We start from the raw sequence: 11510 nt of genomic DNA, 5'->3' as shown, positions 1-11510 counted from the left end.
GGGCGACTGCCCTGCTGCGTAACATCGTTGCTGCTGCGTAACATCGTTGCTGCTCCATAACATCAAACATCGACCCACGGCGTAACGCGCTTGCTGCTTGGATGCCCGAGGCATAGACTGTACAAAAAAACAGTCATAACAAGCCATGAAAACCGCCACTGCGCCGTTACCACCGCTGCGTTCGGTCAAGGTTCTGGACCAGTTGCGTGAGCGCATACGCTACTTGCATTACAGTTTACGAACCGAACAGGCTTATGTCAATTCGCGCCGCTGGTGCCGCTGGTTGGACGCCAAGGGTGAATCCGCCTCGATACCCTGATTACTCGCTTCCTGCGCCCTCTCAGGCGGCGATAGGGGACTGGTAAAACGGGGATTGCCCAGACGCCTCCCCCGCCCCTTCAGGGGCACAAATGCGGCCCCAACGGGGCCACGTAGTGGTGCGTTTTTTGCGTTTCCACCCTTTTCTTCCTTTTCCCTTTTAAACCTTTTAGGACGTCTACAGGCCACGTAATCCGTGGCCTGTAGAGTTTAAAAAGGGACGGATTTGTTGCCATTAAGGGACGGATTTGTTGTTAAGAAGGGACGGATTTGTTGTTGTAAAGGGACGGATTTGTTGTATTGTGGGACGCAGATACAGTGTCCCCTTATACACAAGGAATGTCGAACGTGGCCTCACCCCCAATGGTTTACAAAAGCAATGCCCTGGTCGAGGCCGCGTATCGCCTCAGTGTTCAGGAACAGCGGATCGTTCTGGCCTGTATTAGCCAGGTGAAGAGGAGCGAGCCTGTCACCGATGAAGTGATGTATTCAGTGACGGCGGAGGACATAGCGACGATGGCGGGTGTCCCTATCGAATCTTCCTACAACCAGCTCAAAGAAGCGGCCCTGCGCCTGAAACGGCGGGAAGTCCGGTTAACCCAAGAGCCCAATGGCAAGGGGAAAAGACCGAGTGTGATGATTACCGGCTGGGTGCAAACAATCATCTACCGGGAGGGTGAGGGCCGTGTAGAACTCAGGTTCACCAAAGACATGCTGCCGTACCTGACGGAACTCACCAAACAGTTCACCAAATACGCCTTGGCTGACGTGGCCAAGATGGACAGCACCCACGCGATCAGGCTTTACGAGCTGCTCATGCAATGGGACAGCATCGGCCAGCGCGAAATAGAAATTGACCAGCTGCGAAAGTGGTTTCAACTGGAAGGCCGGTATCCCTCGATCAAGGACTTCAAGTTGCGAGTGCTTGATCCAGCCGTGACGCAGATCAACGAGCACAGCCCGCTACAGGTGGAGTGGGCGCAGCGAAAGACCGGGCGCAAGGTCACACATCTGTTGTTCAGTTTTGGACCGAAGAAGCCCGCCAAGGCGGTGGGTAAGGCCCCAGCGAGGCGCAAGGCCGGGAAGATTTCAGATGCTGAGATCGCGAAACAGGCTCGCCCTGGTGAGACATGGGAAGCGGCCCGCGCTCGACTAACCCAGATGCCGCTGGATCTGGCCTAGTTAATCTTTCTGCGAATTGAGATGACGCCACTGGCTGGGCGTCATCCCGGTTTCCCGGGTAAACACCACCGAAAAATAGTTACTATCTTCAAAGCCACATTCGGTCGAAATATCACTGATTAACAGGCGGCTATGCTGGAGAAGATATTGCGCATGACACACTCTGACCTGTCGCAGATATTGATTGATGGTCATTCCAGTCTGCTGGCGAAATTGCTGACGCAAAACGCGCTCACTGCACGATGCCTCATCACAAAATTTATCCAGCGCAAAGGGACTTTTCAGGCTAGCCGCCAGCCGGGTAATCAGCTTATCCAGCAACGTTTCGCTGGATGTTGGCGGCAACGAATCACTGGTGTAACGATGGCGATTCAGCAACATCACCAACTGCCCGAACAGCAACTCAGCCATTTCGTTAGCAAACGGCACATGCTGACTACTTTCATGCTCAAGCTGACCGATAACCTGCCGCGCCTGCGCCATCCCCATGCTACCTAAGCGCCAGTGTGGTTGCCCTGCGCTGGCGTTAAATCCCGGAATCGCCCCCTGCCAGTCAAGATTCAGCTTCAGACGCTCCGGGCAATAAATAATATTCTGCAAAACCAGATCGTTAACGGAAGCGTAGGAGTGTTTATCGTCAGCATGAATGTAAAAGAGATCGCCACGGGTAATGCGATAAGGGCGATCGTTGAGTACATGCAGGCCATTACCGCGCCAGACAATCACCAGCTCACAAAAATCATGTGTATGTTCAGCAAAGACATCTTGCGGATAACGGTCAGCCACAGCGACTGCCTGCTGGTCGCTGGCAAAAAAATCATCTTTGAGAAGTTTTAACTGATGCGCCACCGTGGCTACCTCGGCCAGAGAACGAAGTTGATTATTCGCAATATGGCGTACAAATACGTTGAGAAGATTCGCGTTATTGCAGAAAGCCATCCCGTCCCTGGCGAATATCACGCGGTGACCAGTTAAACTCTCGGCGAAAAAGCGTCGAAAAGTGGTTACTGTCGCTGAATCCACAGCGATAGGCGATGTCAGTAACGCTGGCCTCGCTGTGGCGTAGCAGATGTCGGGCTTTCATCAGTCGCAGGCGGTTCAGGTATCGCTGAGGCGTCAGTCCCGTTTGCTGCTTAAGCTGCCGATGTAGCGTACGCAGTGAAAGAGAAAATTGATCCGCCACGGCATCCCAATTCACCTCATCGGCAAAATGGTCCTCCAGCCAGGCCAGAAGCAAGTTGAGACGTGATGCGCTGTTTTCCAGGTTCTCCTGCAAACTGCTTTTACGCAGCAAGAGCAGTAATTGCATAAACAAGATCTCGCGACTGGCGGTCGAGGGTAAATCATTTTCCCCTTCCTGCTGTTCCATCTGTGCAACCAGCTGTCGCACCTGCTGCAATACGCTGTGGTTAACGCGCCAGTGAGACGGATACTGCCCATCCAGCTCTTGTGGCAGCAACTGATTCAGCCCGGCGAGAAACTGAAATCGATCCGGCGAGCGATACAGCACATTGGTCAGACACAGATTATCGGTATGTTCATACAGATGCCGATCATGATCGCGTACGAAACAGACCGTGCCACCGGTGATGGTATAGGGCTGCCCATTAAACACATGAATACCCGTGCCATGTTCGACAATCACAATTTCATGAAAATCATGATGATGTTCAGGAAAATCCGCCTGCGGGAGCCGGGGTTCTATCGCCACGGACGCGTTACCAGACGGAAAAAAATCCACACTATGTAATACGGTCATACTGGCCTCCTGATGTCGTCAACACGGCGAAATAGTAATCACGAGGTCAGGTTCTTACCTTAAATTTTCGACGGAAAACCACGTAAAAAACGTCGATTTTTCAAGATACAGCGTGAATTTTCAGGAAATGCGGTGAGCATCACATCACCACAATTCAGCAAATTGTGAACATCATCACGTTCATCTTTCCCTGGTTGCCAATGGCCCATTTTCCTGTCAGTAACGAGAAGGTCGCGAATTCAGGCGCTTTTTAGACTGGTCGTAATGAAATTCAACTAGGTCGCGCCCCGCACGGGCGCGTGGATTGAAACCTCTTGCAACGCAGCATTTGTGGTTGTCGATGTAGTCGCCCGGCAAAACCGGGCGTGGATTGAAACCTAGTGCTCTGCAGGAATTCCTCGAGAAGGGAGCGCACCTATGGACGCGGAGGCTAGCGATACTCACTTTTTTGCTCACTCCACCTTAAAGGCAGATCGCAGCGATTGGCAGCCTCTGGTCGAGCATCTACAGGCTGTTGCCCGTTTGGCAGGAGAGAAGGCTGCCTTCTTCGGCGGCGGTGAATTAGCTGCTCTTGCTGGTCTGTTGCATGACTTGGGTAAATACACTGACGAGTTTCAGCGGCGTATTGCGGGTGATGCCATCCGTGTCGATCACTCTACTCGCGGGGCCATACTGGCGGTAGAACGCTATGGCGCGCTAGGTCAATTGCTAGCCTACGGCATCGCTGGCCACCATGCCGGGTTGGCCAATGGCCGCGAGGCTGGTGAGCGAACTGCCTTGGTCGACCGCCTGAAAGGGGTTGGGCTGCCACGGTTATTGGAGGGGTGGTGCGTGGAAATCGTGCTACCCGAGCGCCTTCAACCACCGCCACTAAAAGCGCGCCTGGAAAGAGGTTTCTTTCAGTTGGCCTTTCTTGGCCGGATGCTCTTTTCCTGCTTGGTTGATGCGGATTATCTAGATACCGAAGCCTTCTACCACCGCGTCGAAGGACGGCGCTCCCTTCGCGAGCAAGCGCGGCCGACCTTGGCCGAGTTACGCGCAGCCCTTGATCGGCATCTGACTGAGTTCAAGGGAGATACGCCGGTCAACCGCGTTCGCGGGGAGATATTGGCCGGCGTGCGCGGCAAGGCGAGCGAACTTCCCGGGCTGTTTTCTCTCACAGTGCCCACAGGAGGCGGCAAGACCCTGGCCTCTCTGGCTTTCGCCCTGGATCACGCTCTAGCTCATGGGCTGCGCCGGGTGATCTACGTGATTCCCTTCACTAGCATCGTCGAGCAGAACGCTGCAGTATTCCGTCGTGCACTCGGGGCCTTAGGCGAAGAGGCGGTGCTGGAGCATCACAGCGCCTTCGTTGATGACCGCCGGCAGAGCCTGGAGGCCAAGAAGAAACTGAACCTAGCGATGGAGAACTGGGACGCGCCTATCGTGGTGACCACTGCAGTGCAGTTCTTCGAAAGCCTGTTTGCCGACCGTCCAGCCCAGTGCCGCAAGCTACACAACATCGCCGGCAGCGTGGTGATTCTTGACGAGGCACAGACCCTACCGCTCAAGCTGTTGCGGCCCTGCGTTGCCGCCCTTGATGAACTGGCGCTCAACTACCGTTGTAGCCCAGTTCTCTGTACTGCCACGCAGCCAGCGCTTCAATCGCCGGATTTCATCGGTGGGCTGCAGGACGTACGTGAGCTGGCGCCCGAGCCGCAGCGGCTGTTCCGGGAGTTGGTGCGGGTACGAATACGGACATTGGGCCCGCTCGAAGATGCGGCCTTGACTGAGCAGATCGCCAGGCGTGAACAAGTGCTGTGCATCGTCAACAATCGACGCCAGGCCCGTGCGCTCTATGAGTCGCTTGCCGAGTTGCCCGGTGCCCGCCATCTCACCACCCTGATGTGCGCCAAGCACCGTAGCAGCGTGCTGGCCGAGGTGCGCCAGATGCTCAAAAAGGGGGAGCCCTGTCGCCTGGTGGCCACCTCGCTGATCGAGGCCGGTGTGGATGTGGATTTTCCCGTGGTACTGCGTGCCGAGGCTGGATTGGATTCCATCGCCCAGGCCGCGGGACGCTGCAATCGCGAAGGCAAGCGGCCGCTGGCCGAAAGCGAGGTGCTGGTGTTCGCCGCGGCCAATTCTGACTGGGCGCCACCCGAGGAACTCAAGCAGTTCGCCCAGGCCGCCCGCGAAGTGATGCGCCTGCACCCGGATGATTGCCTGTCCATGGCGGCCATCGAGCGGTATTTTCGCATACTGTACTGGCAGAAGGGCGCGGAGGAGTTGGATGCGGGTAACCTGCTCGGCCTGATTGAGAGAGGCCGGCTCGATGGCCTGCCCTACGAGACTTTGGCCACCAAGTTCCGCATGATCGACAGCCTTCAACTGCCGGTGATCATCCCATTTGATGACGAGGCCAGAGCAGCCCTGCGCGAGCTGGAGTTCGCCGACGGCTGCGCCGCCATCGCCCGTCGCCTGCAGCCATATCTGGTGCAGATGCCACGCAAGGGTTATCAGGCATTGCGGGAAGCCGGTGCGATCCAGGCGGCGGCAGGTACGCGTTATGGTGAGCAGTTTATGGCGTTGGTCAACCCTGATCTGTATCACCACCAATTCGGGTTGCACTGGGATAATCCGGCCTTTGTCAGCAGCGAGCGGCTATGTTGGTAGTCGGGACGCGCAACAGCGGCCTGGCCTGGATGATGTGAAAGGGAGGGCCGATGGCCTACGGAATTCGCTTAATGGTCTGGGGCGAGCGTGCCTGCTTCACCCGCCCGGAAATGAAGGTGGAACGCGTCTCTTACGATGCGATCACGCCGTCCGCCGCGCGCGGCATTCTCGAGGCTATCCACTGGAAGCCGGCGATTCGCTGGGTGGTGGATCGCATTCAAGTGCTTAAGCCGATCCGCTTCGAATCCATCCGGCGCAACGAGGTCGGCGGCAAGCTGTCCGCTGTCAGCGTCGGTAAGGCAATGAAGGCCGGGCGTACTAATGGTCTGGTGAATCTGGTCGAGGAGGATCGCCAGCAGCGCGCGACTACTCTGCTGCGCGATGTCTCCTATGTCATCGAGGCGCATTTCGAGATGACTGACAGGGCTGGCGCCGACGATACGGTGGGCAAGCATCTGGATATCTTCAACCGTCGCGCACGGAAGGGGCAGTGCTTCCATACACCCTGCCTAGGCGTGCGCGAGTTTCCGGCCAGTTTTCGGTTGCTGGAAGAGGGCAGTGCCGAGCCTGAAGTCGATGCCTTTCTGCGCGGCGAGCGTGATCTGGGCTGGATGCTGCATGACATTGACTTCGCCGATGGCATGACCCCGCACTTCTTCCGTGCCCTGATGCGCGATGGGCTGATCGAGGTGCCGGCCTTCAGGGCGGCAGAGGACAAGGCATGATCCTTTCGGCCCTCAATGACTATTATCAGCGACTGCTGGAGCGGGGTGAAGCGAATATCTCACCCTTCGGCTACAGCCAAGAAAAGATCAGTTACGCCCTGCTGCTGTCCGCACAAGGAGAGTTGCTGGACGTGCAGGACATTCGCTTGCTCTCTGGCAAGAAGCCTCAACCCAGGCTTATGAGTGTGCCGCAGCCGGAGAAGCGCACCTCGGGCATCAAGTCCAACGTACTGTGGGACAAGACCAGCTATGTGCTGGGTGTTAGTGCCAAGGGCGGAGAGCGTACTCAGCAGGAGCACGAGTCCTTCAAGACGCTGCACCGGCAGATCTTGGTTGGGGAAGGCGACCCCGGTCTGCAGGCCTTGCTCCAGTTCCTCGACTGTTGGCAGCCGGAGCAGTTCAAGCCCCCGCTGTTCAGCGAAGCAATGCTCGACAGCAACTTAGTGTTCCGCCTAGACGGCCAACAACGCTATCTGCACGAGACTCCGGCGGCCCTGGCGTTGCGTACCCGGCTGTTGGCCGACGGCGACAGCCGCGAGGGGCTGTGCCTAGTCTGCGGCCAACGTCAGCCGTTGGCGCGCCTGCATCCAGCGGTCAAGGGCGTCAATGGTGCCCAGAGTTCGGGGGCTTCCATCGTCTCCTTCAACCTCGACGCTTTTTCCTCCTACGGCAAGAGCCAGGGGGAAAATGCTCCGGTGTCCGAACAGGCCGCCTTTGCCTACACCACGGTGCTCAACCATTTGTTGCGTCGCGACGAGCACAACCGCCAGCGCCTGCAGATTGGCGACGCGAGTGTGGTGTTCTGGGCGCAGGCGGATACTCCTGCTCAGGTGGCCGCCGCCGAGTCGACCTTCTGGAACCTGCTGGAGCCACCCGCAGATGATGGTCAGGAAGCGGAAAAGCTGCGCGGCGTGCTGGATGCTGTGGCCACGGGGCGGCCCTTGCATGAGCTCGACTCGCTAATGGAGGAAGGCACCCGCATTTTTGTGTTAGGGCTGGCGCCCAATACCTCGCGACTGTCCATTCGGTTCTGGGCAGTCGATAGCCTTGCGGTATTCACCCAGCATCTGGCCGAGCATTTCCGGGATATGCACCTTGAGCCTCTGCCCTGGAAGACGGAGCCGGCCATCTGGCGCTTGCTCTATGCTACCGCGCCCAGTCGTGACGGCAGAGCCAAGACCGAAGACTTACTCCCACAACTGGCCGGTGAAATGACCCGCGCCATCCTGACCGGCAGCCGCTATCCGCGCAGTTTGCTAGCCAACCTGATCATGCGCATGCGTGCCGACGGCGACGTCTCTGGCATACGCGTCGCGCTGTGCAAGGCCGTGCTCGCTCGCGAGGCACGCCTGAGCGGCAAAATTCACCAAGAGGAGCTACCTATGAGTCTCGACAAGGACGCCAGCAACCCCGGCTATCGCTTGGGGAGGCTGTTCGCCGTGTTGGAAGGCGCCCAGCGCGCAGCCCTGGGCGACAGGGTCAATGCCACTATCCGTGACCGCTACTACGGTGCCGCGTCCAGCACGCCAGCCACGGTTTTCCCGATACTGCTGCGCAACACACAAAACCACTTGGCCAAGCTGCGCAAGGAGAAGCCCGGACTAGCAGTGAACCTAGAGCGCGATATAGGCGAAATCATTGACGGTATGCAGAGCCAATTCCCGCGTTGCCTGCGCCTGGAGGACCAGGGACGCTTTGCTATTGGTTACTACCAACAGGCCCAGGCCCGTTTCAACCGTGGCCCCGATTCCGTCGAGTAAGGAGCAGAAGAATGACCGCCATCTCCAACCGCTACGAGTTCGTTTACCTCTTTGATGTCAGCAATGGCAATCCCAATGGCGACCCGGATGCTGGCAACATGCCGCGTCTCGATCCGGAAACCAACCAGGGGTTGGTCACTGACGTTTGCCTCAAGCGCAAGATCCGCAACTACGTCAGCCTGGAGCAGGAAAGTGCCCCCGGCTATGCCATCTATATGCAGGAAAAATCCGTGCTGAATAACCAGCACAAACAGGCCTACGAGGCGCTCGGTATCGAGTCAGAGGCAAAGAAACTGCCCAAGGACGAAGCCAAGGCGCGCGAACTGACCTCTTGGATGTGCAAGAACTTCTTCGATGTGCGTGCTTTCGGGGCGGTGATGACCACCGAGATTAATGCCGGCCAGGTGCGTGGACCGATCCAACTGGCATTCGCCACGTCTATCGACCCGGTATTGCCTATGGAGGTATCCATCACCCGCATGGCGGTGACTAACGAAAAGGATTTGGAGAAGGAACGCACCATGGGACGCAAGCACATCGTGCCTTACGGCTTGTACCGCGCCCATGGTTTCATCTCTGCCAAGTTGGCCGAGCGAACCGGCTTTTCCGACGACGACTTGGAACTGCTATGGCGCGCTTTGGCCAATATGTTCGAACACGACCGCTCGGCGGCACGTGGCGAGATGGCAGCGCGCAAGTTGATCGTCTTCAAGCATGAGCATGCCATGGGCAATGCACCCGCCCATGTGCTGTTCGGCAGCGTTAAGGTCGAGCGAGTCGAGGGGGACGCAGTTACACCAGCACGCGGTTTCCAGGATTACCGTGTCAGCATCGATGCGGAAGCTCTGCCTCAGGGCGTGAGCGTGCGCGAGTACCTCTAGTTTCAGGTATCGATACCGTCGACGGGGATTCCTTAAGGTATACTTTCCGCTGCATAACCCTGCTTCGGGGTCATTATAGCGATTTTTTCGGTATATCCATCCTTTTTCGCACGATATACAGGATTTTGCCAAAGGGTTCGTGTAGACTTTCCTTGGTGTATCCAACGGCGTCAGCCGGGCAGGATAGGTGAAGTAGGCCCACCCGCGAGCGGGTGTTCCTTCTTCACTGTCCCTTATTCGCACCTGGCGGTGCTCAACGGGAATCCTGCTCTGCGAGGCTGGCCGATAAGCTAGCTTGTGAGCAAAAGGCCAGCAAAAGGCCAGGAACCGTAAAAAGGCCGCGTTGCTGGCGTTTTTCCATAGGCTCCGCCCCCCTGACGAGCATCACAAAAATCGACGCTCAAGTCAGAGGTGGCGAAACCCGACAGGACTATAAAGATACCAGGCGTTTCCCCCTGGAGGCTCCCTCGTGCGCTCTCCTGTTCCGACCCTGCCGCTTACCGGATACCTGTCCGCCTTTCTCCCTTCGGGAAGCGTGGCGCTTTCTCATAGCTCACGCTGTAGGTATCTCAGTTCGGTGTAGGTCGTTCGCTCCAAGCTGGGCTGTGTGCACGAACCCCCCGTTCAGCCCGACCGCTGCGCCTTATCCGGTAACTATCGTCTTGAGTCCAACCCGGTAAGACACGACTTATCGCCACTGGCAGCAGCCACTGGTAACAGGATTAGCAGAGCGAGGTATGTAGGCGGTGCTACAGAGTTCTTGAAGTGGTGGCCTAACTACGGCTACACTAGAAGAACAGTATTTGGTATCTGCGCTCTGCTGAAGCCAGTTACCTTCGGAAAAAGAGTTGGTAGCTCTTGATCCGGCAAACAAACCACCGCTGGTAGCGGTGGTTTTTTTGTTTGCAAGCAGCAGATTACGCGCAGAAAAAAAGGATCTCAAGAAGATCCTTTGATCTTTTCTACGGGGTCTGACGCTCAGTGGAACGAAAACTCACGTTAAGGGATTTTGGTCATGAGATTATCAAAAAGGATCTTCACCTAGATCCTTTTAAATTAAAAATGAAGTTTTAAATCAATCTAAAGTATATATGAGTAAACTTGGTCTGACAGTTACCAATGCTTAATCAGTGAGGCACCTATCTCAGCGATCTGTCTATTTCGTTCATCCATAGTTGCCTGACTCCCCGTCGTGTAGATAACTACGATACGGGAGGGCTTACCATCTGGCCCCAGTGCTGCAATGATACCGCGTGACCTACGCTCACCGGCTCCAGATTTATCAGCAATAAACCAGCCAGCCGGAAGGGCCGAGCGCAGAAGTGGTCCTGCAACTTTATCCGCCTCCATCCAGTCTATTAATTGTTGCCGGGAAGCTAGAGTAAGTAGTTCGCCAGTTAATAGTTTGCGCAACGTTGTTGCCATTGCTACAGGCATCGTGGTGTCACGCTCGTCGTTTGGTATGGCTTCATTCAGCTCCGGTTCCCAACGATCAAGGCGAGTTACATGATCCCCCATGTTGTGCAAAAAAGCGGTTAGCTCCTTCGGTCCTCCGATCGTTGTCAGAAGTAAGTTGGCCGCAGTGTTATCACTCATGGTTATGGCAGCACTGCATAATCCTCTTACTGTCATGCCATCCGTAAGATGCTTTTCTGTGACTGGTGAGTCGAATTGGCCGCGGCGTTGTGACAATTTACCGAACAACTCCGCGGCCGGGAAGCCGATCTCGGCTTGAACGAATTGTTAGGTGGCGGTACTTGGGTCGATATCAAAGTGCATCACTTCTTCCCGTATGCCCAACTTTGTATAGAGAGCCACTGCGGGATCGTCACCGTAATCTGCTTGCACGTAGATCACATAAGCACCAAGCGCGTTGGCCTCATGCTTGAGGAGATTGATGAGCGCGGTGGCAATGCCCTGCCTCCGGTGCTCGCCGGAGACTGCGAGATCATAGATATAGATCTCACTACGCGGCTGCTCAAACTTGGGCAGAACGTAAGCCGCGAGAGCGCCAACAACCGCTTCTTGGTCGAAGGCAGCAAGCGCGATGAATGTCTTACTACGGAGCAAGTTCCCGAGGTAATCGGAGTCCGGCTGATGTTGGGAGTAGGTGGCTACGTCTCCGAACTCACGACCGAAAAGATCAAGAGCAGCCCGCATGGATTTGACTTGGTCAGGGCCGAGCCTACATGTGCGAATGATGCCCATACTTGAGCCACCTAACTTTGTTTTA

At 56.4% G+C, this 11510-nt stretch carries 9 protein-coding genes; 5 read left to right on the top strand and 4 right to left on the bottom strand.

What is annotated here, in order from left to right; genetic code table 11:
* Positions 1-666 precede the first annotated feature (666 nt).
* Complete coding sequence (locus ACU610_RS00045) at positions 667-1500, top strand: replication initiation protein (RefSeq protein ID WP_446765687.1); 834 nt, start codon at positions 667-669, stop codon at positions 1498-1500.
* On the opposite strand, the gene rhaR is transcribed toward ACU610_RS00045, so the two are convergent.
* Positions 1501-2460 (bottom strand): HTH-type transcriptional activator RhaR, encoded by a 960-nt coding sequence (gene rhaR, locus ACU610_RS00040; RefSeq protein ID WP_000575353.1) that lies wholly within the window; start codon positions 2458-2460, stop codon positions 1501-1503.
* Entirely contained in the window at positions 2423-3259 is an 837-nt protein-coding gene (rhaS, locus tag ACU610_RS00035) for an HTH-type transcriptional activator RhaS (RefSeq protein WP_000217137.1), read from the bottom strand. Before rhaS ends, rhaR begins: the two co-directional genes overlap by 38 nt.
* Positions 3260-3676: 417 nt before the next feature.
* Here rhaS and ACU610_RS00030 point away from each other — a divergent pair, with 417 nt between their 5' ends.
* Genes ACU610_RS00030 through cas7c form a run of 4 tightly spaced genes read left to right on the top strand, consistent with a single transcriptional unit; the run spans position 3677 to position 9277 of the window.
* Positions 3677-5911 carry a CRISPR-associated helicase/endonuclease Cas3 gene (locus ACU610_RS00030; RefSeq protein WP_023103416.1) on the top strand — a complete coding sequence of 745 codons (2235 nt, stop codon included), beginning with the start codon at positions 3677-3679 and terminating at the stop codon, positions 5909-5911.
* Positions 5912-5961: 50 nt separating this feature from the next.
* Complete coding sequence (gene cas5c, locus ACU610_RS00025; RefSeq protein ID WP_023103415.1) at positions 5962-6636, top strand: type I-C CRISPR-associated protein Cas5c; 675 nt, start codon at positions 5962-5964, stop codon at positions 6634-6636.
* A complete protein-coding gene (gene cas8c / locus ACU610_RS00020) occupies positions 6633-8396 on the top strand; it encodes a type I-C CRISPR-associated protein Cas8c/Csd1 (RefSeq protein ID WP_023103414.1) in 1764 nt (587 codons plus the stop codon). Before cas5c ends, cas8c begins: the two co-directional genes overlap by 4 nt.
* 11 nt (positions 8397-8407) lie before the next feature.
* Entirely contained in the window at positions 8408-9277 is an 870-nt protein-coding gene (gene cas7c, locus ACU610_RS00015) for a type I-C CRISPR-associated protein Cas7/Csd2 (RefSeq protein WP_023103413.1), read from the top strand.
* 1113 nt (positions 9278-10390) lie between these two features.
* On the opposite strand, the gene bla is transcribed toward cas7c, so the two are convergent.
* On the bottom strand, positions 10391-11002 hold the full coding sequence (bla, locus tag ACU610_RS00010; RefSeq protein WP_446765688.1) for a class A beta-lactamase: 612 nt from the start codon (positions 11000-11002) through the stop codon (positions 10391-10393).
* Positions 11003-11020: 18 nt separating this feature from the next.
* On the bottom strand, positions 11021-11485 hold the full coding sequence (gene aac(3)-Ia / locus ACU610_RS00005) for an aminoglycoside N-acetyltransferase AAC(3)-Ia (protein WP_022542381.1): 465 nt from the start codon (positions 11483-11485) through the stop codon (positions 11021-11023).
* Positions 11486-11510 lie beyond the last annotated feature (25 nt).

This window comes from Geodermatophilus sp. URMC 61, assembly GCF_052931555.1.
Note: the sequence above shows the minus strand (reverse complement) of the source record. Positions and strands in the feature narration are given on the sequence as shown.

Coding starts and splice junctions, on each gene's coding strand:
- rhaS (WP_000217137.1), bottom strand. CDS start 3,259: ATGACCGTATTACATAGTGTGGATTTTTTTCCGTCTGGTAACGCGTCC.
- ACU610_RS00030 (WP_023103416.1), top strand. CDS start 3,677: ATGGACGCGGAGGCTAGCGATACTCACTTTTTTGCTCACTCCACCTTA.
- cas5c (WP_023103415.1), top strand. CDS start 5,962: ATGGCCTACGGAATTCGCTTAATGGTCTGGGGCGAGCGTGCCTGCTTC.
- cas8c (WP_023103414.1), top strand. CDS start 6,633: ATGATCCTTTCGGCCCTCAATGACTATTATCAGCGACTGCTGGAGCGG.
- cas7c (WP_023103413.1), top strand. CDS start 8,408: ATGACCGCCATCTCCAACCGCTACGAGTTCGTTTACCTCTTTGATGTC.